Genomic DNA, 25033 nt, shown 5'->3' with positions numbered 1-25033 from the left:
AGATGATCAAGCATCTGACCAGGATTGCGGGCTTCGGGCTCGCCGCCGCCCTCTTCGCGGCGACGGCGGGCGCGCAGACATCGCCTGACAGCGGGACGATCATCCCGCTCTATCCCAGGGGCGCGGTCGCTGTACTCGGCGTGCCCGAGATACGCGAGCAGCGTGCCGATGCCGGCGGGCTGATGATCCGCAATGTCAGCGAGCCGACGCTGGAACTGTTCCGTCCCGCGCCCGGCCATGCGAACGGCACCGCCGTCATCGTCGCACCCGGCGGCGGCTTTGTCGGGCTGGGCTATGAAGCCGGAGGTACAGCGGTGGCGCGCCGACTGGCGGAGCGCGGCGTCACTGCTTTCGTGCTCAAATATCGCACGATCCGAAGCCCCGCCGATCCGAACGTAATGCCTGAAGTCCATATGAAGGAGATGGAAGGCATCATGGCACGGGCGAAGAGCGGCGTGCCCGTCGAGGTGCCGGCCTTTGCCGGGGAGAAACATGCGGTCGAAGACGGCGCGCGCGCCGTGTCGATCGTCCGTCAGCGTGCAACCGAATGGGGGGTGGATCCCCACCGGGTCGGCGTCCTCGGCTTCTCCGCAGGCGGCTTCCTCGCCGCTGACCTTGCGATCGGTAACAGGGGGTCGCGCCCCGATTTTGTCGGCCTGATCTATGGCGGGTTGCGCACTCCGGTGCCCGCCGAGGCCTCGCCGGCTTTCATCGCCGGGGCGGCGGACGATGAGTTCACTCCGAACGACCCGGTCCAGCTCTATGCCGCATGGCGGCAGGCCGGCGTCCCCGCCGAACTTCATATCTATGAGCGCGGCGGGCATGGCTTCGACCTGAGACCCAAAGGCGCGACGAGCGACCACTGGTTCGAGGCATTCTGCTGGTGGATGGAATCTCGGGGTTTGATCGGCCCGGCCGCAAACGATCCGCGCTAGCGACGCGGACGCTGGAGCAATAGCCAGCGTCCGCTCTACGCGCCCTTTCGGCTGTTCGCCGCCTTCTTGGCCGCGCGGGTCAATCGAGAAACTTCCTTCGCCCAAGCCTTCAAGGCGACGCCCTTCTCGTCAAGATAATTATGCCGCTGATACACACCGACGATGCCTGCCCGCGACCCCGACAGATGATTCAGCACTGCCTCGGTGACCTCTAGAGCAATTTCACATTGACCGTTGATATCCAGCGGCCTGGAAGAAGTTGGCACATTCGCAGGGCGGGAAGCGATCAAGGAGTTCGCCGATGCGCTCGACAAGAGCATCGACGGTTCGGGCTGGCTGCTGGCGCAGGAGTGCCTTGAGCTTGGCGAAGGCCATCTCGATCGGGTTCATGTCGGGGCTGTAGGGAGGCAGGTAGAAGAGCTGGGCGCGCCGGGCGGTGATCGCCTCGCGGATGCCGGCCACCTTGTGGGCGGGCAGATTGTCGAGCACCACGACATCGCCGCGCCGGAGCGTGGGGGCCAGGGACGTCGCGGACATAGACCCGGAAGGCATCGCCATCCATCGGCCCATCGAGCACCCAGGGCGCGGTCATGCCGGTCAGGCGCAGGCCGGCGATGAACGTCATCGTCTTCCAGTGTCCGAACGGCACGTGATCGCGGCAGCGCTCGCCGACCGGCGCCCAGCCATAGAGCCGCGCCATCTTGGTGTTCACCCCTGTCTCGTCGAGGAAGACGAGGCTTTCAGGGTCGATGAACGGCTGGGCTGCCCGCCACAGCTTGCGACGTGCCGCCACGTCCGGCCGCTCCTGCTCGGCTGCGTGCAGGGCTTTTTTAAACGACAGGCCGAGCCGCCGAACCGCGTTCCACATCGCGCCGGTGCTGAGCCCGATCCCATGTTCGGCCAGCAGCCACGCCTGCGCCTGCGCCAGCGTGATCCCAGGCCGCGAGCGGATGTGCGCCGCCAGCACCAGTTCCTGTGCCGGGGAGAGTTTGCGCGGAGGACGGCCGCGGTTCGGGTTGATCCCGGCATCACCGGTCAGCCGCCGTCGAATCCGCGCCTTGTAGATATAGGCAATACTGACCTTGAAGATTACTGCTGCCGCGCGGACCGGCATCCCGCTGTCCACCGCCGCCAGCACCCGATCACGCAAATCCTGCGAGTAACTCTGCCCAGGTCGCCAACCCATCGCCGCCTCCTTCGTGACGGCTGCCTATGAATCACACGATCAGCGAAAAGGGAATCCCCCGTGATTCCACCCGTCGTGAACCCGCTCTAGCCGAACGCCCAGGCGTTGCATCCCGGTCGCAAGGGTTCGCCGGAGATCGTGCAGCGTCCAATGCGGCACAGGCCCCGCGATCTTGGTTTCGAGCGCCGCGCGGATACGCTTCATGGCTTTACTGAAACCGCTCGGTCCGGCGTCCCAATTTCCGCGCGCGGGAATGAGCTTGTCGCTCTTGTGGCTGGCGAGCAGGCTTTTCACGATCGCGAGCGCGGGCGGCGACAGCGGTACCAAGTGGGCGGCGCCGTTCTTCGCGCGATCACCGGGGATCGTCCAGACGGCGCGCTCAAGATCGAACTCGCCGCGATTTGCTTCGAACACCTCGTTTCGCCGCTGGCCGGTAAGCAACAGGAGCTGGATGGCTGGTCCGAACGGTTGCGGCTCCTGATCGAGGACCTGATAGAGCATACCGATCTCCTTCTCGGACAGCACGCGCTCGCGCGACTTTGGCTTTGGAGGCCTGCCGGCATCCCGGCACGGGTTCCCTGGGAGCCGATCCAACCGAGGCAGTGCCCACGTGTAGAAGGCCGAGAAATAGGCGAGGATGTTCCGCGCCATGACCGGGGTGCGCTGGGCGATCTCGTCGATGAAGCGGGTAATCTCGCTGCGGGTGATGCCGTCCGCCGCCCGGTCGCCGAACTCGGGCAGGATGTGGCGCTCGAACACACGTTCGATTTCCGCGACCTTGCGAAGGTGCGATTTCGACGACCGGTAGCCCGGCCAGAGCGCCCTGACCGTGTGACCAGAGACAGTGATCCGCCGCGGCTTCGGCAGCGCCTTTACGGGGTCCGCCTTCATCTCGACATCGGAGAGGATTTGGCGCGCCTTCTTGCGGGCGTCGTTGAGCGTCATGCGCTCGGAGTATCGGCCTAGAGTGATGTTGCGGCTTTTGCCGGCCACGCGCTTGCGCAGCATGAACGTCTTCACGCCCGACACGCCAACGCGCAACCGCAAGCCGGGAACAACGGAATCCGGAAACTCGACCTGGCCAGCGGCAGGCGGTTTCAGTGCCAGTATCTTGGCATCCGTCAGCGCGCCATTACCTGCTTTGTTACCCTCTGATCGCCGCTGAGCGATTTGATCAGCGGCTCGCGGTACCTTCACGTTACCTAGGCGGTGTTGACAAAGTTGATTCCCAAGCGGGCTGATCTCTGATTCAAGGCTGCTCTTTGCGAGGAGCGGCAATGGCGCGTGGCGATCTGACGGACGAGGAATGGGCGGTGCTCGAAGGTCTACTGCCATCCGAGCGCGGCCGAAAGGCGCGCCCCGCCCATGACAACCGGCGATTTCTGAACGGCATGCTGCATGTGCTGCGGGTCGGTTGCCCCTGGCGGGACATGCACGAGCGCTACGGCAAGTGGAACTCGGTCTATGTGCGGTTCCGGCGTTGGGCGGAACAAGGCGTCTGGGATGCGATGCTGGCCACGCTGGTCGAGTTCGGGCTGACCGACGACTGGCAGCACATGATCGACAGCACCACGGTTCGCGGCCATATTTCGGCAGCGGGCGCTAAAGGGGGACTCATAAGGAGGCTTTTGGTCGATCACGCGGCGGCTTTACGTGCAAAGTCCACGCCCGCTGTGACAATCAGGGTCGCCCTCTCGGCTTCGTCCTGACCGGCGGCGAAGCGTCGGATTACGGCACTGTCGATGACCTCATGGCGCTGCCGGTCAACAAGCCCAAGGCGCTGCTGGCCGACAAAGGCTATGACGGCGATGCGGTCCGGGCGAACCTATTGATCCGCGGTATCCTGCCGATCATCCCGCCAAAGGCCAACCGGCGCGAACCCATCGCCTGCGACTTCCGTCGATACCGAGACCGGAACCGCATCGAGCGCATGTTCGGGCACCTCAAGCATCAACGCCGTATTGCCACCCGGTACGACAAGACCGCACTGTCGTTCGCCAGTTTCCTCAATCTCGCCGCCATCCGCCGGTGGCTGCCTAACTTTGTCAACAGGACCTAGTGCAACACTTCGTGCCATAACCCTCTGAACTCCACTCAAAAGGCGTAATCGGCCGTTACCTTAGGTAGCGTTTGACCGAAATGCCGTGCGATTGAGTGAAACATCATGACATGTAAGCTATTGAAAACAAGACATCCTCAGATGCCTTGAAACCTATTTGGTTCGCTCTTAATCAGCGGGTCCTTGGTTCGAGCCCAAGTGCGTCCACCATTTCTTCTACAATGGAATACCCTTCGCTTTCGCCGCTTCCGCGATTGCGGGGTATGTTGGGCACGGCAGGTGCTCGATGCGGACAGCGCAGTCTCTTCGCGCTATCTTGGCCGAATGAGGATTCCTTCTCGACGAACGGCCGCGATCGCCTGCTGCTCGGCGTCGCAGGGGTCGCGGGGTGCAGCGTGATGAATCGGCATCACGTAGCCACGATGCTGAACATCGCGAGGCTGCCCGGCTCCGTATCCAACATCGACTGCGAAAGCTTCGGGTTCACGGATGTGCTGGAACGATGCGCGTTCACGGTCTCGCCCTCCGACTTCCACGTCCTGCTCGGTGGCTATCGATTCGTGGAGGCCGTCGCCTGTCCAGCCGCCGGCCCTGCTGGCCGTCCCTGCCTGGGCGCGAGGGCGCACACGCAAACGAGCCATACCTATTGCTGCGGCCCCAAAGTCGGGCCTGACTTCGTCGTCGCGCACACCTTCATCGCCAGCCCGAAAGCGTTCGAAAATGGTGGCACCGTCACCATACTGACGGATAGCGCCCGCACGAACGCGATGGTCGACCTCTATATCGAGTGAAGGCCCGGGCCACGCCCAGGGGCATTCAAACGAATCTCGGACGATCGCTTTGCGTCGCCTGAGCCTGCCTCAGCGGTCGCTCACACCGTCACCTTGGTGGTGAAGCGCGGCGTGCCGATCCCGTTCGGAATGCACCGCCGCGCCACGGCGATGTTGAGATGCTGAAGCGTCAGCAGCGCACTCACCGCCGCCGCCAGCCCCCTGTTCACGGGCAGCGGCACCGTCAATGCGCCCGGCACCGGCGCATCGCCGGCATCGATCAGCACGACCCGGCATCCCGCCGCGATGGCCGCCTCGGCAGGCTGGCGCACCAGCCCGCGATCCGGCCCTGCGCTTTGGAGCAGCAGGATCGCCAGCCCGGGCCGGAGGCATTCGAGCGGCCCGTGGCGGAACTGCCCGCCTTCAAACCCGATCGTCACTACCCGCGCCAGCTCCATCATGGACAGCGCCGCGCTCTCCGCCGCGCCCTGCATGACATGCCAGCCGGCGAAGACGAAGGCGTCACACTCGGCGATGGCCGCATCCACTGCGGCGATGTCTACCGGCGCGTCTGCCCCCAGCACGGCCCGTAGTGCCGTCTGCGGTGCGCCGAGCGCCTCCAGCACCGCGCCATGCATCGCCAGCGTGAGCGTGATGCTGCGGCTCGCGGCAAAGGCGTGCTCGGTGCCCCCTCGGCCACGATCACGGCGCGTGCTGCGCGAGCGAGCGTGCTGCCCGGTTCCAGCGTCAGTCCGAAGCGTTCCTCCGCGCCCGCAGGCGTCGCCAGCAGCGCGCGAATCTCCCCCGATCTGCCCGATTGCGACGCGATCAGCGCGGTCCGCCGGCTGTCCGGCAGCGGCGCCATCAGCGCTTCGGAGGCAATCATCGAGCGGCAATCGACACCCAGCTCGCGGTATAGCGGCTCGACGATGCGGTTCACATGCTGCGACCCGCCCATTGCGTAGAGGATCAGCCGTCCCGTCGCGCGGATGCTCGCCGCGATTTCCGCTGCCACCGCACCGCTCGCATCCAGCGTCGCCAGCGCGTCGCGGCACTGGCGCGCCATTTCCGCCCGCAACAGGGCAAGCCCCGGATTCACGCTCATGCCGCCGTCCCTGCCCGCCTGTCGCGATCACCGCGCACTATCCGCGCCGCCGCACCGTCCTCGATCCAATAGATGCAGCGATTGGTGCTGCCCCAATCGCTTGCCAGAAACGCGCCCGCCATGTGGGTTTCCCGTGTTTTTGCGCCTTTCGCCTGCCGCAATCCTGCGGCATCGGCGAACCGGCTATCCGAGCGCTAAATTATATGATTTATTTTCCCTGTCCAGCGCCCTGCGCCGCTTCAGCCTGAAAGGAAACCATGCCTGGCACATCGCGTTCCACGCCGTTGGCGTTCGCCGCCGTCACCCTGCTATTCCTAGTGTTCGGCTTTATCACCTCGCTCGTCGATCCGCTGGTCGCGGCGGTCAAGGGCATCTTCACGCTCAGCGACGCGGAGGCACAGCTTTCCGCCAGCGCGTTCTTCATTGCCTATGGTGTCGTCTCCTTTCCGGCCGCCGCGCTGATCGCCCGCTTCCGCGCGGTGCCTTCGATCCTCGGCGCCTTGGTGACGATGGTGGCAGGCTGCGTGCTCATGCTGGTCGCGGCCAATCTGGCGGTCTATCCGCTCGTGTTGCTGGGGCTGTTCGTGCTGGCGAGCGGGATCACCGTGCTCCAGGTCGCGGCCAATCCGCTCGCGGCGGCGCTGGGCGATCCGAAGGGCAGCCATTTCCGGCTGACACTCAGCCAGACCTTCAACTCGGTCGGGACGTTCCTCGGTCCTCTGATCGGCGCCACCCTGTTCCTGCGCGGCGTGGAAGTGAAGCCGGGCACCGCCATCAGCGAAGCGGTACGGGCACAGGCGCTGGCGGGGATCGACACCGCCTATCTGTGGCTCTCGGCGCTGATCCTCGCGCTGACGGCCTTCTTCTTCCTCAGCCGCAAACTGGTTAGCGCCGCCGCACCCGCGACTACGCTGACTGATGGCGGGGTGCTGGCGATGCTGCGCGATGCACTGTCTTCGCGCTGGGCGCTGCTCGGCGGCGCGGCGATCTTCCTCTATGTCGGCGCCGAAGTGTCGATCGGGACCCAGATGGCGCTGTTCCTCAACAGCGACGGCGTATGGGGCCGCTCGGATGCGGCGTTCGGCGTGCCGTTGCTCGGCTTTGCGATGGGCGCAGACAACGTTGCCGGCGTGTCGCTGCAAGAAGCTGGCAAGGCCGTCGCCTTTTACTGGGGCGGCGCGATGATCGGGCGGATGATCGGCACCGTGCTGCTCGCGCGCGTGCCCGCCACACGGCTGCTCACGCTGTTCACGGCGGTGGCGACGGCGATGTGCGCCTATGTCGCGCTGGTCGGCGGGGTATCGGGCGGGTTCGTCGCGCTGGCGATCGGACTGTTCAACTCGATCATGTTCCCGGTGATCTTCACCCTCACCCTCGAACGCTCCTCGGCGAGTTCCGAGGCGACGTCGGGCTTTCTGTGCACCTGCATCCTCGGCGGGGCGGTGCTGCCGCCGCTGACCGGGCTGGTCGCCGGAGCGGCGGGCTATCTGGCGGCATTTCTGGTGCCGGCGGCCTGCTACGCGCTCCTGTGCCTGTTCGCCGTGGCTGCAGCGCGCGCGCCGCTGCGCCAGCAGGCGGAAGGTGCGTCGCTGCACTGAGCGGAGAGAGGCGCCGGGCCGCGTGCCCGGCGCCTCTCCCTCACTTCACCCGCGTGAAAATATAGCCTGCGCCGACAAAATCACCGCGCAGTTCCACGTCGAGCCCGCGCCCCATCCAATAGGCGCCGCTCGCCACTTCGGGCACGTCCTTGCCCACCAGCGGCAGCCCGTCCATCCGCTCGATGCGATAGCGCGCGGTCGGGTCCAGCCCCTTGAGCTGGATTGCCGCAATGGGGTCGAGCAGATTGCTGCCCTGGATCATCGCGAAAAGCGCCGCCTGCGCGCCATCCTGCGAGACGTAGAGCGTAGTCGAACGCAGATCGCCCTTGGTCGGGCGGTGCAGGCGATACAGCGCGCCCTGCTGCACGGTGGCGCGAATGCGCTTGTATGCCGTGACATAATGCGCCGCGAGCGCGAAGTCCCCCGCATTCCATGCGTTCAAATTGGTGCCGATCCCCAACCCGCCCTGCATCGCCGACAGGAACCGATACTCGAGCGAGGTCGCCCGCTTGTTCACCCAATTGGGCGAGTCCGTCACCCACGCCATCATCGTGCCGGGGGAATAGGCATCGGTGTAGCCGTCCTGAATCAGCATGCGGTCGACCGGATCAGTGTTATCCGAAGGCCAGAGCTGATCGGTCAGCGCCATCATCCCCAGGTCGATCCGCCCGCCGCCGCCTGAACAGCCCTCGATCTCCACCTTGGGGTGGCGCCGCCGCAGCTCGGCGAGGATGAAATACAGGTTGCGGACATATTCCACATACACGCGCTGCTGGTCCGCAGGCTCGACTTCGGGCCAGCCGGGTTCGGACCAGTTGCGGTTATAGTCCCATTTCAGAAACGCGATGTCGTTCTCGCGCAGCAGCGTGTCGAGCGAGTTCAGCACATGATCGCGCACCTCGGGCCGGGCCAGATTGAGCACGAGCTGGTTGCGCCCCTCGCTGCGCGGGCGCCCGGCGAAATTCAGTACCCAATCGGGATGCGCGCGATACAGGTCGCTGTCGCGGTTGATCATCTCGGGCTCGACCCACAGCCCGAATTCCATGCCCAGCGATTTCACTTTGGCGATCAGCGGGGTCAGGCCATTCGGGAATTTGGCGGGGTTCACCGTCCAGTCGCCCAGCCCGGCCACGTCGTTGTTGCGCGCCCCGAACCAGCCATCGTCCATGACGAAGCGCTCGACGCCGAGCATCGCCGCCTTTTCGGCCAGCGCGATCTGCCCCTCTTCGCTCACGTTGAAATAGGTCGCTTCCCAGCTGTTATACAGCACCTTGCGCAGCGGCGGCGCGCCGTCCGGGCCATGGCGCAGGATCTTCTCCCGCTCGAAACGGTGCAGCAGCCGCGATGCCTCGCCCATGCCGCGCTGCGCGTGGCCGGCGTAGAACACCGGCGTTTCCAGTGCCTGGCCGGGGCGCAGGCGATAGGCAAAGTCGAACGGGTTGAATCCGCCCACGATATGCGTGCGCCCCGCCGTGTCCTGGTTCGCGCTGATCCGCCACGATCCGCTCCATGCCAGCGCGCCGAACCATACCGGCCCGGCCTCTTCGGTCGTCCGCCCGTCCATGCTGACCGCGAACCAGGGATTGTTTTCGCTGCCCGTCGATCCGCGCCGGCTCTCAAGCACCGTCGCGCCCTGGGTCAGCGGGCGATCCTGCCGCTGCCATTCGGCGGCCCAGCGCCCGGTGAGATAGTGGAGCCGGTAGCCCTGTTCCACGGGCAGCGTATAGCTCGCAGCCGCCGCCTGATCGATCCGCACATCGCCGGTGCCGTCGTTTCGGATCACCGCCGATCGACCGATAATGCCGGTGCCGCGATCGATCGTGTAGCGCAGCGTCACCGTGAGCGGGCGCGAAATATCGCGCAACGTCACTTCGATCGCATCGGTCGACAGCTTGTGGGCGGCATAGTGCAGCACCAGGTCGCGGTTGCCATCGGGCCAGGCCACTTTCAGCGCCGGCTCGTTGAACAGCCCGCCACCCTGGCCGGCATATTCCTGCGGCGTCACGTTGCGTGCGCCGTCGAATCCGCTCAGCGCCTTCAGGTCGGGCGCATCGATCGGGTCGCCTGCCGCCAGCCGCGTGCCCCAATAGACCGACTGGAGCAGCCCCTCCTCATTAACGCGAAACGCATAGGTCACCTGCCCGCCATCGAGCCGGAAGACGCGAGTCCTCGAATCGAAGCTCGATTCGGCCTGCGCCGTTAGCGGTATCATCGCGGTGGTAGAGATCAGCGCGATCCCGGTCGCTCGGATCACCCTGGCCCTTTTCTTAGTTATCATACAATTCGACCCCTCTCGCATATTGGCCATCCGTTGGACGTTGCGGGCAGCTACCACGTATTTTCAACGATGGCGGGCAAAAACCGTCTCGACAAGTCTCTCATTAAATCATATTTAATCTCACGAGTTGGAATCCTACCAGCCATTGAGGGAGGGGAATGTAATGCGACATAATACACGTTCCATCGTAGCGCTTCTGGGCGGCGTCAGCCTTGCTGCGTTCGCGCCGCTGGCGGCGCAGGCACAAACCCAGTCCGCCCCCACAGCGACCGAAGGCGCCGCCACGGGCGACGACGAGATTATCGTGACGGGCACCCGCGCCAGCCTTGCCCGCGCGCTCGAAATCAAGCGCGAGACCATTGGCGTGGTCGACGCAATCTCGGCGGAAGACATCGGCAAGTTCCCCGACCAGAACATCGCCGAATCGCTCCAGCGCATCACCGGCGTGTCGATCGATCGCACCAACGGCGAAGGCGGCAGCATCACCGTCCGCGGCCTGGGGCCGGAGTTCAACACGGTACTGCTCAACGATCGCCTGCTCTCCACCAGCGCCGGCGGCCGTTCCTTCTCGTTCGACATCCTCTCGTCCGAGCTGATCTCGGGCGCCGAGGTCTACAAGTCGTCCGAGGCGCGGCTTCAGGAAGGCGGCATCGGCTCGACCGTGATCCTGCGCACCGCTCGCCCGACCGATCGCGCGGGGCTGCGCATCGCCGGCAGCATCGCCGGGCGGCACGACAACACCGCCGACAAGATCACGCCCTATTTCTCGGGTGTCATCAGCAAGTCGAACGAGGATCGCACCTTCGGCGTGCTCGCCAGCGTGATCTATGACAAGCGCATCTCGAACCTGACGAACATCAGCACTGACGGCTGGATCATCAACCAGCGGATCGACACCAATGGCGACGGGATCAAGGACCGCAGCGGCGTCGCCCTGCCGCGCACGCTGAACTTCACCTCGACGCGCAACGATCGCGAGCGCATCGGCGGCACCTTCGCGCTCGATTACGAGCTGTCGCCCGCGCTGAAATTCACGATGGATGCGCTCTACACCCAGCAGAAGACGGCGAGCCGCACCAACCAGCTCGGCTTCTATACCGATCCGGACCGCATCACGACCGCGACGGTGAACGACAACGGCACCGCGACGCAGTTCGCCGTGCTCCCCGCCACCGCCACCTCGGGCGTCGCGGCGGACAACATCCTCGCCACCAATCCCCAGGATGCCCGCACCTATCAGATCGGCGCCCGCCTGCAGTGGAAGGCGAGCGACACGCTGACGCTGGTGTTCGACGGCGCGCATTCGAACTCGCGCAGCGCGTCCGACCAGCTGTTCTACGTCGTTGGCACGCGCCAGGTGGGCGTCACCCCCACCTTCACGCTTTCCGGCCCGGACGGGCTGCCGACGATGACCAACATCCTGCCGACCGACGACAAGTCGGCGCCGCGCCTGCATTGCTGCTCCGAACGCGGCAACCGCGTCGGCGACACCGTGAACCAGGCGACGATCGACGGCACGCTCGACATCGACTGGGGCGCGCTGTCCAAGATCCAGGCGGGCGTGCTGTTCACCAATCGCAAGAAGACCACCGTCTCGCGCGAATCGCCGGAACCGCTGGGCTGCTTCTATTGCGGTTATCAGGCACTGGCGCCGTCGTCGCTGTTCACCACGTTCAACGCCAACGTGCTGGGCCGTCCGCTGAAGTGGCTCGACTATGATCGCGACGCGCTGGTCGCCTATTATGGCAGCCAGGCGGCGGTATCGCAGGTCGGCGGCAGCAGCGCGGCGGGTGAGGCGGCGCGGCAGCGCTTCCTCGCGGTCTATTCGGGCAACAACAACAGCCTCAATCCGATCGATCGCGAACGCGGCTCGGGCACGGTGCGCGAGAACACCTTTGCGGGTTATGTCCAGGCCAGCTTCGAAGGCGATATGGGGTCGAAGCGCTGGACGGCGATGGCGGGCGCCCGCCTGATCCGTACCGATCTTCACGCCACCGGCTATTCGGTGACGCTGCTCAACATCATCCAGAACCCGGCGGACCCGACCGCGGCGGTGCCGGTGTACAGCCCCACCGTGCCAGTGACGGCGGATAACGATTACACCTACCTTCTGCCGACGCTGAACTTCCGCCTCGACCTCACCGACGCGCTGACTTTCCGCCTTGCCGGGTCGCGCACGCTTACCCGGCCTACGCTGGGGCGGCTGGGGCTGTCGCAGGATTTCGTGTTCCGCCCGCCCAATTCGAACACCGTCAGCGGCGGCAATCCATATCTGAAGCCGTTCCTGGCATGGAACGCCGACGCCTCGCTCGATTATTACTTCAACCGCACCAGCTATGTGAGCCTGGCCGGCTTCTACAAGAAGCTCCAGAACTTCATCATCTCCGGCCAGCAGCCCGAGCAGTATTTCGGCCTGACCTTCATCGCCAATCGCCCGTACAACGCCCAGAACGGCGAAGTGTACGGCTTTGAGGCTGCGGTGCAGACGACGTTCGACTTCCTGCCGGCGCCGTTCGATCACCTCGGCGGTTCGGCCAACTACACCAAGGTCGAAAGCTCGATCCGCTTCGATCCGTCGCTCAGCAACCAGACGTTCAACGTCGAAGGGCTGTCGGACTCGGCCAATCTGGTGCTGTTCTACGAAGACGACATCTTCCAGTTGCGCGGCGCGTATAACTGGCGGGCGCCGTTCCTGCGCCAGACCTTCGGCCCCCAGAGCCAGCCGGAGAACATCACCGGCTATACCCAGATCGATCTCAGCGCGTCGGTACGGCTGACCAAGAACTTCACCGTCTTCGGCGAAGTCCTCAACCTCACCGACGAACAGTTCAGCAGCTATTCGCGGTTTGAAGAGCGGCTGATCACCCAGTCCGATCAGGGCCGCCGCGTGACGCTGGGCGTGCGCGCCAATTTCTAGGGCGATGTAGAGCCTCGGAAAAAAGGGGGGCGGCCGCGACGCAAGTCGCGGCCGTTGCCCTGTCTGGAAAACGGCATATCTGCGCCATGCACCACAAGGCAAACGCCATGATCCACGTCCACCAGCGCCCCGCCCCCCTGCCCGACGGTCGCGCCGCCACTGTCTATCGCCTGCACGCCGAGGGCGGCATCGCGGTGGAGATCGCCAGCCTGGGCGCGACGCTGCTGACGATCGCGGCGCCCGATCGTGCCGGCGTGCCCGCGCCGGTGCTGCTAGGCGCCGGCGATCCGGCGCACTATCCGGCGGCAGGGGCAGCGGGGCCCGACGCCTATCTGGGCGCGACCTGCGGGCGCTTTGCCAACCGCATTGCCGGCGCGCGCTTCACACTGGACGGCGTGGAGCATATCCTCGCCGCGAACGAGGCGCCGAACCAGCTCCATGGCGGCCCGATCGGCTTTCACCGCGCGCTATGGGATTCCGAACCACTGCCCGATGGCGTCCGCTTGCGCCACCGCAGCCCGCACGACGATCAGGGCTTTCCCGGCACGCTGGATGCGGTCGCCGAGTTTCGCCTGATCGATCCGCACACGCTGGCGATCCGCTATAGCGCGACGAGCGATCGGCCCACCCATGTCAATCTGGTCAGCCACGGCTATTTCAACCTGTCGAGCGATGCCGCCACGCTGATCCTCGATCACCGGCTGGAAATCGCCGCCGACGCCTATCTGCCGATCGACGCGCAGGCACTGCCGCTGGGCGGCCCCAGTCCCGTCGCCGGCACCCCGTTCGATTTCCGCTCCCTCCGCCGCATCGGCGACGCGATCGATGCCGACGACGCCCAACTCCGCATGGGGGACGGCTACAACCATAATTTCGTGCTGCGCAGGCCCGGCCTCGGCGCGCCCGCGGCGCGGCTCCACGATCCGGCGAGCGGACGCACGCTGGCGCTCCACACCGACCAGCCGGGGCTGCAACTCTATTCGGGCAACGCACTCGACGGCAGCTTCAGCCCGGCACCGGGCGCGCCCGGCTATGGGCGCCGCACCGGCCTTTGCCTGGAGGCCCAGCATTGGCCGGACAGCCCCAACCGCCCGGAGTTTCCCTCCACGCGCCTCGATCCGGGCGAGACCTATGTCTCGGAAACATGGCTGCGCTTCGGGAGCGAAGGCTGAGGCCTTGCCGCCGCCCCCCTTTCACAATTCCGCGACCTAAAGCTTCCCCATCCGCCCGCCATCGGCGACCACATCCTCGCCGGTGATGAAGCGCGCCTCGTCCGATGCGAGGAACAGCGTCACCGCCGCAATATCCTCGGGGCTACCGATATCGGCGGGGTCGATCACTTCCTCGCCCGAGCGGATATTGGGGCTTTCGCGCAGCATCGCGGTATCGATCGCGCCAGGCAGCACCGCGTTGCAGCGGATACCCAGCGCGCGCCCCTCGATCGCGGTCGATCGCGTCAGGCTCACCAGCGCCGCCTTGGACGCGGCATAGGAGGATACCAGGCTGGAGGTCCGCCGGGCATGGACCGATGCGATGTTCACGATCGCCCCGCCGGCCCCCATGTGCCGCAGCGCTTGCCCGGTGAACAGCGCCGGCGCGACCAGGTTGACCGCCAGCAGCCGCTGCCAGTCCGCCGCATCATGCTCGGCGATCGGCTTGTAGAGCATCATGCCCGCGACATTGACCAGCACGTCGATCCGCCCGAAGCGCGCCAGCAGCGCCGCCATCGCCGTCTCCACCGCGCCCGGATCGCCCACGTCACAGCGCCATGCGGCGCCGCCCGGCGGATCGGGCATCTCGCCGCGATCGACGCGGAACAGGGTGGCCCCCTCCGCCGCAAACGCCTGCGCGACTGCGCCGCCGATGCCGCCAGCCGCACCGGTGACGAGCACCACCTTGCCTGCAAACCGGCTTACCATTCGCGCAGCGATCCATCGCGGCCGCGCCATGCCGGGTTGCGCCAGCGGTGCGGCGTCCGCGCCGCCTCCCGCACCGCCGCCTCGTCGATCTCGACACCCAGCCCAGGCCCTTCGAGCACGCCGACCGTGCCGCCATCGACTGCCAGCACCTCGGGGTTGCTGAGGAACGTGGTCAGGTCGGCATCGACGCGGTTGTAGTGAATGCCCAGCGACATTTCCTGCAGCACGAAGTTCAGCGTCACCGCCGCCACCTGCAGGCACGACGCCAGCGCCAGCGGGCCCAAGGGACAGTGCGGCGCCAGCGCAACGTCATAGGCCTCGGCCATCGTCGCGATCCGCCGCCCCTCGGAAATGCCCCCGGCATGGCTCAGATCGGGCTGGGCAATGTCGATGGCCGCCGCTTCGAAAAAGCGCTTGAAGTCCCAGCGCGAATAGAGCCGCTCGCCCAGCGCCAGCGGCACGCTGGTCTGTGCGGCGATCTGGGCGATCGCCTCGGGATGTTCGCTCAGCAGCACTTCCTCGATGAACAGCGGGCGCAGCGGCTCCATCGCGCGGACGAGCTGGCGCGCCATCGGCTTGTGGACGCGCCCGTGGAAGTCGATGCCGACATCCACGCCGGTCTCGCGCACCAGCCCCAGCCGCTCGACCGCCGCATCGATCGCGGCGGGGCCGTCGAGCCAGCCCAGTTCCTCGGTGCCGTTCATCTTCACCGCGTGAAAGCCCTGCTCGCGCCGCGCCTTTGCCGCGGCCGCCACGTCCGCCGGACGATCGCCGCCGATCCAGGCATAGACGCCGATCCGGTCGCGCACCCGCCCGCCGAGCAGGTCGGACACCGGCACGCCGAGCACGCGGCCCTTCATGTCCCACAGCGCCTGGTCGATGCCCGAAATCGCCGACATCAGCACCGGGCCGCCGCGATAGAAGCCCAGCCGGTAGAGCATCTGCCAGATGTCCTCGATCCGCCCGGCATCGCACCCGATCACGCGGTCGCGCGCAGCATCCAGGGCGCCGGCCACGGCCTCGCAATGCCCCTCCAGGCTGGCCTCGCCCCAGCCGACGGCGCCCTGGTCACTTTCGATCCGCACGAACAGCCAGCGCGGTGGGACGAGGAAGGTTTCGAGTTTGACGATCTTATGCATGCGTAGTTGCGCCTTCTGCGGGCGTGGTGGCGCGGCTGGCTGGCCAGAAGCGCAAGGAAGACAGGCTGCCGGTCTGGCGCATCCGGTCGGCGATTACCGCCAGCAGGAGGATGCCGCCGCGCACGACATATTGATAGAAAGTCGGCACATTGAGGAGGTTGAGCGCGTTCTGCGCCGCGCCCATGATGAGGACGCCGATAATCACCCCGGCGATCGTCCCGACCCCGCCCGACAGCGACACGCCGCCCAGCACGCAGGCCGAGATCACCGCCAGCTCCAGCCCCACGCTGGTATTGGGCTGGCCGCTCGTGATGCGCGCCGCCAGGATGATCCCGGCCAGCCCGGCCACCAGACCTTGCAACGTGAACACCAGTATCCGCACGCGCAGCACCGGCACGCCGGACAGCCGCGCCGCTTCGGGATTGCCGCCGATCGCCAGCACGTTGCGGCCGAACACGGTGCGGTTGAGCAGGAAGCCGAACAGCGCGAACGAGGCGAGCATCGCCCAGATCGGCACGCTCACGCCCAGCAGGTTGCCCGATCCGAGCGCGTAGAATGCCTGCACCGGGATCGCCACCGATTGCCCGCCGGAAACCAGGAACGCCAATCCGCGAACAATCTCCATCGTCGCCAGCGTGACGATCAGCGAATTGACCTTCAGCCAGCCGACCACCGCGCCGTTGAACAGCCCCACCAGCGCGCCCCCGGCAAGCCCGGCGAGCACGCCCAGCCCGACGCTGCCGGTCGAGGAAATCACGGTCGCCGTCATCACGCCGGAAAGCGCCACCACCGATCCGACCGACAAGTCGACTTCGCGCATCGCCAGCACCAGCATCATCGTCGCGGCGATCGTGCCGACCAGCGTCACCGACAGCAGCAGCCCGTTCAGGTTGCGCAGCCCCAGGAAATCAGGGACGAGCGCCGATAGCAGCGCGAACAGCAGCAACAGCACCAGAAGCGGGCCGGATCGGCGTATCAGCCGTTGGAACATCATGCTCTCTCATTGTCCTTCCTGGGGGCTTTCTGGTCGGCCGCGCCGCCCTCTGACAGGGCCAGCCGCAGCAGCAATTCGGGCGTGGCGTCGGCGCGGTCGACGATGCCGGCGACATGGCCCGCGCTCATCACCACGATGCGATCGGCCACGCCCATGACTTCGGGCAGGTCGCTGGAGGCGAACAGCACCGTGCCGCCCGCCTCGGCAAAACGATAGATATGGCCATAGATTTCGCTGCGCGCGCCGACATCGATCCCGCGCGTCGGCTCGTCGAGCAAAAGGATGCGCGCCCCCGCCAGCAGCCAGCGCGACAGGATCGCCTTTTGCTGGTTGCCGCCCGACAGGGTGTGCATCGCGGCTTCGGCACCGGCGGTCTTCACGCGCATACGATCGATCAGCGCCCGCGCTTCGCGTGCTTCGGTGCGCCCGCGAAGCAGGAAGCGCGCGCTCCGCAGATTGCGCCAGGCGAGCGCGATGTTCTCGCGCACCGACGCGGCGGGTATGATCGCCTGGTCCTTGCGGTCCTCGGGGCACAGCCCCAGCCCGGCGGCGATTGCCGCGCGCGGAGCGCCGGGGGGCACGGCGCGGCCCTCCACGGCGATCCCGCCGCTCGCCGGCGGCACCGCGCCGAACATCAGCCGAAACAGCTCGGATCGCCCGGCGCCGACCAGCCCGAAAAAGCCGAGGATCTCGCCCCGCGCCACCGCCAGCGTCACCGGCGCGCGCACGCCGGGGCCGGAGAGAGCATCGACACGCAGCGCCGTGCCGCGATGGCTGCGCGGGCGCCAGGCATAGATGTCGGCAATCTCGCGCCCGGCCATCGCCGCCACCAGCCGGTCATGGTCCGCAGGCCCCACCGGCGCGGTGTCGAGGACATGGTGCCCGTCGCGCAGCACGGTGGCGCTATCAGCCAGCGCGAACACTTCCTCCATGCGGTGACTGACGTACAAAATCGCACGCCCCTCCGCGCGCAGGTCGCCGACAATCGCCATCAGCCGTTCGGTCTCGCGCGCACTCAGCGAACTGGTGGGCTCGTCAAACGCAATGATCCGCGCATCGCGGAGCAGCGCGCGGCCGATCTCCACCATTTGCCGCCGCCCGATCGACAGGTCGCCCAGCCGCGTATCGGGATCGATGTCCTCGCCCAGCCGCGCCATCACCGCTTTGCAGCGGTCGCGCAGCGCGCGCCGGTCGAGCATCCCGCGACGCGCGGGCAGCGTGCCCATCATCAGATTCTCGGCGACGCTCAGATCGGGGGCGAGCTGCAGCTCCTGGTGGATAATCGCGATGCCCGCGTCAGCGCTGTCGCGGGGCGAGGCGAACGCGCGCTCGCGCCCGTCGACCACCACTGCCCCCTGGTCCGGGCGGTATTGCCCGCCCAGGATCTTGAGCAGCGTCGATTTGCCCGCACCATTCTCACCGATCAGCGCGCGCACCTCGCCCGCGCCGACGGTGAAACTCACGCCTTCCAGCGCGGTCACGCCGGGAAAGACCTTGCCCACGTCGCGATAGGCCAACAGCGCGCTCATGCCGCCGCCTCCGCAGCAAGCAGCCCGCGGAAATTGGCGCGGGTCATCAGCGTGCCGCTGGTCAGCGTCACTGGCTGCGGCGCCATCCCTTGCGTGATCCAGCGATACATCGCCGCGGCGGTGTCATAGCCATGCGCGCGGGGGCTCAGGAGCACGGAGGCATAGAATCCGGTCGGTCGCGGCTTGGCCAGATCGGCCACCGCTGCCGCCGAACCGCCTATACCCACGCCGATGATGTCCGCCGGCGGCAGCGACAGCCCCTCGGCGGCACGGACGCCGCCGATCACAGTCTCGTCATTGAGGCCCAATATGATCCAGCGCTCGATCTTCGCCTGTTGGGTCAGCACCGGCGCGGCGGCGGTGAAGGCACCTTCGGTGTCCGACGTGCGCTGCGGCGCATTGTACACCCGCGCGAACCCCGCCTGCTTCAATGCCCCGACCGCGCCAAAGGTGCGCTCGCGACCCGTCTCCAGACTGTCGAACGCAATCCGCAGGATGCCCGTATCGCCGGGCGACCAGCCGCGCCGCCGCGCCTCTTCCGCCGCCGATCGCCCCGCAAGCTGCCCGATTTTCGTTGCCGAGATTCCGACATGCGGCACGCCCGCGATCGGCTGCCCATCGGCGCCGGTCAGCCGGTCGTCCACCGACATCGCCTTCATCCCCGTGCGCGCGGCAAAGCCCGCAATCGCCGGGCCCAGGCGCGGATCGGGCGAGCAGATGATGAAACCCTGTGCGTAGCGCGCATAGAGCGTCTGGAGCGCCGCGAGCACATGATCGCCGTCCTCCGCGCCGATTTCGATCAGCCCAAAACCGCAATCGCGCGCGGCAGCGGCGGCGAAGCGCCATTCGTCCTGAAACCACTGTTCTTGCGGCTGCTTGACCAGAAAGCCGATACGAACCCCATTGTCGCCGCGCGCACAGCCGGCCAGCGCCGCTGCGACGCCGCCCGCCGCAGCGCTGCGCATCCAGTCTCGGCGTGTGATCGCCCCCAACGCTTTCCCCTCCCCGCAACCGGCTTGCTGAATCTATGCCACCCTATATATATCATATTTATTAAAAGGAAAGGGTATGATTGTGTCGGACTTTCGCATCATCGCGCGCGATCGGCAGGACGTGCTTGGCGAGGGACCGCTCTGGAGCGCGCGCACCGGGCAACTCCTGTGGGTGGACATCGTCGGCCAACGGCTCTGGGCGCTGACGCTCGCAAGCGGCGCGATCCGCCACTGGGACTTTGCCGAGCCGATCGGCTGGGTGGTCGAACGCGCCGGGCGCGACGATCTGCTCGCGGGGCTCAAAAGCGGGATCGCGGTCATCACGCTCGATCCGTTCACCGTCACGCCGCTGGTCGATCCCGAACCCGATCGCCCGTATAATCGGCTGAACGATGCCAAGGTCGATCCGGCGGGCCGGCTGTGGCTGGGCAGCAAGGACGATTCGGACGAGCGGCCAAGCGGGGCGCTCTATCGCTACGATCCCGCAGGCACGCCGTTGCGCATCGACGATGGCTACCGCGTCACCAACGGCCCCACTTTCAGCCCCGATGGCCGCACGCTGTATCACACCGACAGCGGCCTCGGCCGCGTCTATCGTTTCGCGCTGGACAAGGACGGCAATGCCACCGATCGTTCGCTGTGGCTGCAATTCCCGGAGGAATGGGGCGCGCCCGACGGGATGACCACCGACGCGGACGGGCATGTGTGGATCGCGCATTGGGGCGGCGCGCGAGTCAGCCGCTTCGATCCCGATGCGCGGCTGGTGCGCAGCGTCGCCCTGCCCGCCAGCAATATCACCAGTTGCGCCTTTGCCGGGCCGGCGCTCGACCGGATGTTCGTCACCTCCGCATCGCTTGCCAGCGATGGCTCCCCGGCGCAGGGCGCGCTGTTTGAAATCGATCCCGGCGTCGCCGGGCTGGCGCCCACCGCCTTTGCCGGATGATCGCGCCCGATAGTTGCGGTGGCGAAATACGCCGCGCTGCTCTAGAGTTGGCGACCGTGCGAACCCATGAGCCCGAAATGTCGAAAGAAATAATGGCGACCCCGTCCGCCGCGAACGCCAAGATCCCGCACGAAGAGGGCCGCAACCTCACCGCGAGCATCGTCGACGATCTGGGCCGGGCGATCGTGAAGGAAAGCTTCACGCCCGCCACCCCCTTCCCGACCGAGGCGGAGCTGTGCCTGCGCTACGACGCCAGCCGCCCGGTGCTGCGCGAGGCGGTGAAGATGCTCACGGCGAAGGGGCTGCTGCTCGCCCGCAAGCGCGCGGGCACGGTGGTGCAGCCCGAAGCGAACTGGAACCTGCTCGATCCCGATGTGCTGTCGTGGATGCTGGAGCGCGATTTCTCGATCGACCTGCTGATCGACTTTACCGAAATCCGCATTGCGATCGAGCCGCGCGCGGCGACGCTGGCGGCGCATTCGGCCACGGGTCCGCAACGCCGCGCGATCATGGGCGCGATCGATCGGATGTTCGCCGCCGATCGGGGCGAAGGCGATGCGCTGGCCGCCGATATCGGCTTCCACATCGCCGTGCTGGAGGCCAGCAACAACCGCTTCATGCGCCAGTTCACCGGCCTCACCGAAACCACGCTGCGTTTCTCGATCCGCCGCACCAACGATTACAAGGGCGTCCCCCGCGCCAGCGCGAAGGATCACAAGAAGGTCGCCGACGCGATCATCGAGGGCCAGGCCGAGCTGGCGGGCAAGCGGATGCTGGAACTGATCCAGGGCGCGCTCGACCTCCTTCTCGCCCGTGGCAAGCACCCCGCGCGGCCCTGAAGGGCTCCGCCGGGCGCCTCCCCCTCCTCGGGCGGCAGATTTGCTACAAGCCCGCTCCCCCACCGTTCGCCACACCGGCTCGCCCCCGGCACCGGCTGGCGCGGGGTCGGGGCCGGGCGCGGGTCACCGGGACGGTAGGCGCTCGCGGCATAGGGCTTGAGCGCCTCCGGCGTCAGCGGGATCGGGCGCAGGTCGCCGGTCGCGTAGCGCACGACCTGATCGTCGAAATGCACCGACGCCGGATCGCCGCTCTCGCCGCCAGCGGAAACTGCCCAGGCACGAACCTGCGGTCCGAACTCCACCACCGCAACGAAGCTGTTGCCCGACGTGCCGTAGAAACAACGCTGCCCCGGCTGGCGCTCCACCCCGAACGCCGCGAGCGAGCCGAAATTGCCTGAGGTGAAGCCCACCGCCACGCTCGGCTGGCTGTCGTCGAAACGCGGGGAGATCGCGCTGCTCAACCGCTGGAAACGGTTGATCCGCCCCCATTCGATGCGCCACGTGCCCCAGCGCGCCGTCATCGTCGCCACCGCCGTATCCAGCGCGGCAAGGCGATCCGCGTCGGTGGTGCGCGTGTCCATATAGTCGAACAGCGGCATGCGCATCGCCGCCGCCTTCGGCCCCTCGGCCTGCCACAGCGCCTCGCCCCAATGCGCGGCCAGCGCCATGGGCTGCGAGTCCACGCCCCATCGGCGGTCCCACCCGCGCAGCAGCGCCACCGGCCCGCTGAGCGCCGCCCGACGCGGATCGCCGGCGGGTAATGCCTCCAGCCCGCGCAGCAGCCCCGGGATCTGCGCATCGAACAGCGGCAAGAAGCTGTCGAACGCCGCCCGCGTCAGGCTCTGCGCGGTGAAGCGGGGCGTCTCCGCCATCAGCCGCAGCACATGGCGCCCGCGCGGGTTCTCGCCGAACACGTCCATATAGGCGGGGAAATCCGCCGCCTTCGGGCTGTCCGGCCCCGCCGCCGACCAGGGCGCGTTGTTGGTGTTGTACACGAACCCGCTCGCCGGACGCACCGCCTGCGGCAGCTGATCGAGCCGGTGCAGCCCCTTCCAGTCGGTGGCGGGATCGCTGCCGTCCACTGGCCGGCTATAGTCGAACCGGGGGTCGCGTACCGGCACGAATTGCGGGTGGAGATAAGCGATCGTGCCGCTGCCATCGGCAAAAATCGTGTTGTTGGACGAATTGGCCTTGCGGTCCGATACGTTCAGATACTCCGCTAGGCTGCGCGCCTTGGTCCGCAGGAAGCTCTGCTCCAGCGCGGCGCGCGGGGCATTGAGCAGCGCGAGTGCGATCCATTTGTCGCCCTCGGCACGAATGATCGGGCCATGGTGCGTCGCCAGCACGGTAAAGCGGCGCTCGGCCAGGCTGCCGTCGCCCTGCCGCACCTTCAACTTCACTGCCCGCTCGGTCACCGGGCGCCAGCCATCGCCATAGCGATAGGCGAGCTTGCCGCCGCGCAGCGCCACGGTTTCGGCGAACTCGTCGATATTATCCACCCCGGTCGAGGTGTGCATCCACCCGGCATGGGCGTTGAAGCCCTGATAGACGAAGAACTGCCCCCAGGTAGCCGCGCCATAGACGTTCAGCCCGGCATCGCTCGTCACCTGCTGCTCGGCCCGGAAGAAGAACGAGGTGTGCGGGTTGATCCACAGCAGCGCATGGCCGCTCTCGCTGCGCGCGGGCGCGATGGCGATACCGTTCGATCCCTTGGGCTCCACCATCCGCCCCGGGTCCTCGCCGAGCAGCGCCACCAGTACGGCCGCACGCTTTTCGTAGAAGGCCTGGAGCGCGGGGAGCGACACGCCGCGCTCGAAATCGCCGCCGATGCTGCCTTCGGAAAAGGCCAGCGCCATCCAGGGCTCGAAGCGGGTAAGCACGCGCGGGCGCACCTGCGGATGCGTGGCCAGATAATGATTGAGTCCTGCGGCCCAGGCATCCATCAGCGCCTTCAGCCAGGCGGGGCTCGTGCGGTACTGCGCCTTCAACTCGTCAAGGTCGAGGAACAGCCGCTGGCGCAGATCCTGCCACAACGCGCCCTCGCCCTCCGCCTCGGCGAGCCGCCCCAGCGCGACGAGATAATTGCGCTCGATCCGGGGGAAATCGTCCTCGGCCTGGGCGTACATCATGCCGAACACGGCATCGGCATCGCTCGGCCCATGGATATGCGCGATGCCGAAGCCGTCGCGGACGATCCGCACCCGCGCGGCGCGGACATCGTCGCGGACCGGCGCCGCCTCCTGCGCCGCCACCGGCAGCGCGCTGCACCCGAGCAGCGCGGCCCCTGCGAGCAGTGCGTGGAAATGGCTCATCCGCATTCCTTTCCCATCGGCGCGGCTACGACAGCGCACCGCTTGCAGCGCCTTTAAATCATATATATTGGCAGCTTCAAGTCCGAATGGGAGAGTATGCATGACCGTGGTAACAAGAGAAATCGCCATTCCCGATTTCGGCCCGATCGCGCCGCCCCCGCCGCTGCCGCAGGAGCGCTATGCCGCCCGCTGCCGCGCCGCGCTGGCGGCGGCGGACACCGACTGGCTGTGCGTCTATGCCGATCGCGAGCATTTCGCGAACGTGATGTTCCTCACCGGCTTCGAGCCGCGCTTCGAAGAGGCGCTGCTGCTGCTCGGCCCGGGCGAGCGGCGGGTGATCGTCACCGGCAACGAATGCTTCTCCTATGCCGAGCGCCTGCCACTGCCGGGGCTGGAAGTGCGCCTGTCGCAGACGATGAGCCTGCCGGGGCAGGATCGCACCGCCGCGCCGCGCCTGACCGATGTGCTGCGCGACAGCGGACTGCGCGCGGGCGACCGGGTGGGGCTGGTCGGCTGGAAATATCTCGAACCCGAAGAGTGGGAGGGCGACGGCCCCGCCCCCAGCTTCGTCCCCGCACCGTTCGTCGAGGCGCTGCGCCGCGTCGTCGGGGCCCAGGGGGTGGTCGACCGCACACCGGTCCTGCTCGATCCGCAGACCGGCCAGCGCTCGATCATCGACGCCGATCAGATCGCGATTTTCGAGGCCGCCGCCGCGCGCTCCTCGGAAATGGTGTGGAATGCGCTGAGCCAGATCCGCCCCGGCGATACCGAGCAGGCGGCGGCGGCGCGCATGACCTATCGTGGCGATCCGCTGAACGTCCACACCATGCTTGCCTCCAGCGGGCCGGCGGACGGCCCCGTGATTGGCCTCGCCTCGCCCGGCAGCCGCCGGATCGCGCGCGGCGACGGCGTCTCTACCGCCGTCGGGCTGTGGGGCGGGCTCACTGCGCGCGCAGGGCTGGTGATAGAGAGCGATCCCGCTTTCGAAGCCGTCGCCGCCGCCTATTTCGCCGGGCTCGCCCGCTGGTACGCGGTCGCCGATATCGGCGCGGTCGGCGGCGAGATATTCACCGCGGTGGCGGAGACGCTGGCCCAAGGCGGGTTGCGCTCGATGCTCAATCCCGGCCATCTGACCGGACATGAGGAATGGTCGCACACCCCGATGCGTCCGGGCTCGACCGACCGCATCGTCTCGGGCATGCACTTCCAGGTCGACATCATCCCCACCCCCATGCGCGACGGCTGGGCGCTCAACTGCGAGGATAGCGTGGTCTTCGCCGACGCCACGCTCCGCGCCGAGCTGGCCGAGCGCCACCCCCAGGTCTGGGCGCGGATGCAGGCGCGGCGACGCTTCATGGCCGAGGAACTGGGTGTGACGGTCGCAGAATCGGTGCTGCCGCTGTCCTCCACCCCGCTCTGCCTGCCGCCCTGCTGGCTGCGCAGCAACCGGCTCTGCGCGACCGCCTGAGCGCACCCGGGCCTCGCCGTGCAGTTCCGCCATGCCGGCGCAGCAACTGG

20 protein-coding genes and 2 pseudogenes are annotated in these 25033 nt (G+C 67.1%); 9 read left to right on the top strand and 13 right to left on the bottom strand.

Annotated features, from left to right (window positions below; all coding sequences use genetic code 11):
- Window positions 1-2 precede the first annotated feature (2 nt).
- On the top strand, window positions 3-935 hold the full coding sequence (locus ACG3SL_RS05345; protein WP_448664105.1) for an alpha/beta hydrolase: 933 nt from the start codon (window positions 3-5) through the stop codon (window positions 933-935).
- Between the two features lie 35 nt (window positions 936-970).
- Here ACG3SL_RS05345 and ACG3SL_RS05340 read toward each other — a convergent pair whose 3' ends face one another.
- From ACG3SL_RS05340 to ACG3SL_RS05330, 3 genes are all read right to left on the bottom strand, one after another.
- Window positions 971-1225: a hypothetical protein gene (locus ACG3SL_RS05340; RefSeq protein ID WP_448665230.1), complete on the bottom strand. Its 255-nt coding sequence runs from the start codon at window positions 1223-1225 to the stop codon at window positions 971-973.
- Window positions 1158-2121, bottom strand: a protein-coding gene (locus ACG3SL_RS05335; RefSeq protein WP_448664104.1) for an IS630 family transposase whose coding sequence is annotated in 2 segments (ribosomal slippage) — window positions 1158-1457 and window positions 1459-2121 — 963 coding nt in all. Because the reading frame shifts where the segments join, the coding sequence is not laid out codon by codon here. The genes ACG3SL_RS05340 and ACG3SL_RS05335 overlap by 68 nt, the downstream gene beginning before the upstream one ends.
- A 39-nt stretch (window positions 2122-2160) precedes the next feature.
- Window positions 2161-3456 (bottom strand): tyrosine-type recombinase/integrase, encoded by a 1296-nt coding sequence (locus ACG3SL_RS05330; protein WP_448664103.1) that lies wholly within the window; start codon window positions 3454-3456, stop codon window positions 2161-2163.
- Between ACG3SL_RS05330 and ACG3SL_RS05325 the strand changes: the two are divergent.
- Window positions 3399-4180, top strand: a pseudogene (locus ACG3SL_RS05325) (IS5 family transposase). The gene ACG3SL_RS05330 and the pseudogene ACG3SL_RS05325 overlap by 58 nt on opposite strands.
- A 422-nt stretch (window positions 4181-4602) precedes the next feature.
- Window positions 4603-4971, top strand: a complete 369-nt coding sequence (locus ACG3SL_RS05320) for a hypothetical protein (RefSeq protein ID WP_448664102.1) — start codon at window positions 4603-4605, stop codon at window positions 4969-4971.
- Between the two features lie 80 nt (window positions 4972-5051).
- On the opposite strand, the gene ACG3SL_RS05315 is transcribed toward ACG3SL_RS05320, so the two are convergent.
- Genes ACG3SL_RS05315 through ACG3SL_RS05305 form a run of 3 tightly spaced genes read right to left on the bottom strand, consistent with a single transcriptional unit; the run spans window position 5052 to window position 6177 of the window.
- Window positions 5052-5534, bottom strand: coding sequence for a hypothetical protein (locus ACG3SL_RS05315; protein WP_448664101.1), 483 nt, complete (start codon window positions 5532-5534; stop codon window positions 5052-5054).
- Window positions 5510-6055: a hypothetical protein gene (locus ACG3SL_RS05310; RefSeq protein WP_448664100.1), complete on the bottom strand. Its 546-nt coding sequence runs from the start codon at window positions 6053-6055 to the stop codon at window positions 5510-5512. Before ACG3SL_RS05310 ends, ACG3SL_RS05315 begins: the two co-directional genes overlap by 25 nt.
- The gene (locus ACG3SL_RS05305; protein WP_448664099.1) at window positions 6052-6177 is read right to left on the bottom strand and encodes a hypothetical protein; all 126 of its coding nucleotides are present in this window, start codon (window positions 6175-6177) and stop codon (window positions 6052-6054) included. Before ACG3SL_RS05305 ends, ACG3SL_RS05310 begins: the two co-directional genes overlap by 4 nt.
- Window positions 6178-6312: 135 nt before the next feature.
- Between ACG3SL_RS05305 and ACG3SL_RS05300 the strand changes: the two genes are divergently transcribed.
- Window positions 6313-7653, top strand: coding sequence for an MFS transporter (locus ACG3SL_RS05300; protein ID WP_448664098.1), 1341 nt, complete (start codon window positions 6313-6315; stop codon window positions 7651-7653).
- Window positions 7654-7693: 40 nt separating this feature from the next.
- Here the strand turns inward: ACG3SL_RS05300 and ACG3SL_RS05295 are convergent, their stop codons facing one another.
- Window positions 7694-9907 (bottom strand): alpha-galactosidase, encoded by a 2214-nt coding sequence (locus ACG3SL_RS05295; RefSeq protein ID WP_448664097.1) that lies wholly within the window; start codon window positions 9905-9907, stop codon window positions 7694-7696.
- A gap of 187 nt (window positions 9908-10094) precedes the next feature.
- On the opposite strand from ACG3SL_RS05295, the gene ACG3SL_RS05290 reads away from it, so the two are divergent.
- On the top strand, window positions 10095-12848 hold the full coding sequence (locus ACG3SL_RS05290; RefSeq protein ID WP_448664096.1) for a TonB-dependent receptor: 2754 nt from the start codon (window positions 10095-10097) through the stop codon (window positions 12846-12848).
- 107 nt (window positions 12849-12955) lie between these two features.
- A complete protein-coding gene (locus ACG3SL_RS05285) occupies window positions 12956-14020 on the top strand; it encodes an aldose epimerase family protein (protein ID WP_448664095.1) in 1065 nt (354 codons plus the stop codon).
- A 36-nt stretch (window positions 14021-14056) separates the two neighbouring features.
- Here the strand turns inward: ACG3SL_RS05285 and ACG3SL_RS05280 are convergent, their stop codons facing one another.
- From ACG3SL_RS05280 to ACG3SL_RS05260, 5 genes are read right to left on the bottom strand one after another with little or no spacing between them, the layout of a single operon-like run.
- Entirely contained in the window at window positions 14057-14767 is a 711-nt protein-coding gene (locus ACG3SL_RS05280; protein WP_448664094.1) for an SDR family NAD(P)-dependent oxidoreductase, read from the bottom strand.
- Window positions 14761-15906, bottom strand: a complete 1146-nt coding sequence (gene dgoD, locus ACG3SL_RS05275) for a galactonate dehydratase (RefSeq protein ID WP_448664093.1) — start codon at window positions 15904-15906, stop codon at window positions 14761-14763. Before dgoD ends, ACG3SL_RS05280 begins: the two co-directional genes overlap by 7 nt.
- Window positions 15899-16900, bottom strand: a complete 1002-nt coding sequence (gene araH / locus ACG3SL_RS05270; protein ID WP_448664092.1) for an L-arabinose ABC transporter permease AraH — start codon at window positions 16898-16900, stop codon at window positions 15899-15901. The genes dgoD and araH overlap by 8 nt, the downstream gene beginning before the upstream one ends.
- Complete coding sequence (araG, locus tag ACG3SL_RS05265; protein ID WP_448664091.1) at window positions 16897-18429, bottom strand: L-arabinose ABC transporter ATP-binding protein AraG; 1533 nt, start codon at window positions 18427-18429, stop codon at window positions 16897-16899. The genes araH and araG overlap by 4 nt, the downstream gene beginning before the upstream one ends.
- Window positions 18426-19421: a substrate-binding domain-containing protein gene (locus ACG3SL_RS05260; protein ID WP_448664090.1), complete on the bottom strand. Its 996-nt coding sequence runs from the start codon at window positions 19419-19421 to the stop codon at window positions 18426-18428. The genes araG and ACG3SL_RS05260 overlap by 4 nt, the downstream gene beginning before the upstream one ends.
- Before the next feature lie 76 nt (window positions 19422-19497).
- Between ACG3SL_RS05260 and ACG3SL_RS05255 the strand changes: the two genes are divergently transcribed.
- Together ACG3SL_RS05255 and ACG3SL_RS05250 are read left to right on the top strand one after the other, a co-directional pair.
- Window positions 19498-20364: an SMP-30/gluconolactonase/LRE family protein gene (locus ACG3SL_RS05255; RefSeq protein ID WP_448664089.1), complete on the top strand. Its 867-nt coding sequence runs from the start codon at window positions 19498-19500 to the stop codon at window positions 20362-20364.
- Window positions 20361-21092: pseudogene (locus ACG3SL_RS05250) on the top strand (FadR/GntR family transcriptional regulator); the annotation flags it as partial. The gene ACG3SL_RS05255 and the pseudogene ACG3SL_RS05250, both read left to right, overlap by 4 nt.
- Here the strand turns inward: ACG3SL_RS05250 and ACG3SL_RS05245 are convergent.
- The gene (locus ACG3SL_RS05245) at window positions 21077-23515 is read right to left on the bottom strand and encodes a penicillin acylase family protein (RefSeq protein WP_448664088.1); all 2439 of its coding nucleotides are present in this window, start codon (window positions 23513-23515) and stop codon (window positions 21077-21079) included. The pseudogene ACG3SL_RS05250 and the gene ACG3SL_RS05245 overlap by 16 nt on opposite strands.
- A 100-nt stretch (window positions 23516-23615) precedes the next feature.
- Here ACG3SL_RS05245 and ACG3SL_RS05240 point away from each other — a divergent pair, with 100 nt between their 5' ends.
- Window positions 23616-24983 (top strand): M24 family metallopeptidase, encoded by a 1368-nt coding sequence (locus ACG3SL_RS05240; protein ID WP_448664087.1) that lies wholly within the window; start codon window positions 23616-23618, stop codon window positions 24981-24983.
- Window positions 24984-25033 lie beyond the last annotated feature (50 nt).

The sequence above is a fragment of the Sphingomonas degradans genome (assembly GCF_053502645.1).
This window is presented reverse-complemented; position numbering and strand designations above follow the sequence as displayed.

Excerpts from the sequence above, each read along its gene's own strand:
- ACG3SL_RS05320 (WP_448664102.1), top strand. The coding sequence starts at position 4,603 with ATGCTGAACATCGCGAGGCTGCCCGGCTCCGTATCCAACATCGACTGC.
- ACG3SL_RS05310 (WP_448664100.1), bottom strand. The coding sequence starts at position 6,055 with ATGAGCGTGAATCCGGGGCTTGCCCTGTTGCGGGCGGAAATGGCGCGC.
- dgoD (WP_448664093.1), bottom strand. The coding sequence starts at position 15,906 with ATGCATAAGATCGTCAAACTCGAAACCTTCCTCGTCCCACCGCGCTGG.
- ACG3SL_RS05290 (WP_448664096.1), top strand. The coding sequence starts at position 10,095 with ATGCGACATAATACACGTTCCATCGTAGCGCTTCTGGGCGGCGTCAGC.
- ACG3SL_RS05330 (WP_448664103.1), bottom strand. The coding sequence starts at position 3,456 with ATGGCAGTAGACCTTCGAGCACCGCCCATTCCTCGTCCGTCAGATCGC.
- ACG3SL_RS05305 (WP_448664099.1), bottom strand. The coding sequence starts at position 6,177 with ATGGCGGGCGCGTTTCTGGCAAGCGATTGGGGCAGCACCAATCGCTGC.
- araG (WP_448664091.1), bottom strand. The coding sequence starts at position 18,429 with ATGAGCGCGCTGTTGGCCTATCGCGACGTGGGCAAGGTCTTTCCCGGC.
- ACG3SL_RS05255 (WP_448664089.1), top strand. The coding sequence starts at position 19,498 with ATGATTGTGTCGGACTTTCGCATCATCGCGCGCGATCGGCAGGACGTG.
- ACG3SL_RS05300 (WP_448664098.1), top strand. The coding sequence starts at position 6,313 with ATGCCTGGCACATCGCGTTCCACGCCGTTGGCGTTCGCCGCCGTCACC.
- ACG3SL_RS05245 (WP_448664088.1), bottom strand. The coding sequence starts at position 23,515 with ATGAGCCATTTCCACGCACTGCTCGCAGGGGCCGCGCTGCTCGGGTGC.
- ACG3SL_RS05280 (WP_448664094.1), bottom strand. The coding sequence starts at position 14,767 with ATGGTAAGCCGGTTTGCAGGCAAGGTGGTGCTCGTCACCGGTGCGGCT.
- ACG3SL_RS05345 (WP_448664105.1), top strand. The coding sequence starts at position 3 with ATGATCAAGCATCTGACCAGGATTGCGGGCTTCGGGCTCGCCGCCGCC.
- ACG3SL_RS05285 (WP_448664095.1), top strand. The coding sequence starts at position 12,956 with ATGATCCACGTCCACCAGCGCCCCGCCCCCCTGCCCGACGGTCGCGCC.
- araH (WP_448664092.1), bottom strand. The coding sequence starts at position 16,900 with ATGATGTTCCAACGGCTGATACGCCGATCCGGCCCGCTTCTGGTGCTG.
- ACG3SL_RS05240 (WP_448664087.1), top strand. The coding sequence starts at position 23,616 with ATGACCGTGGTAACAAGAGAAATCGCCATTCCCGATTTCGGCCCGATC.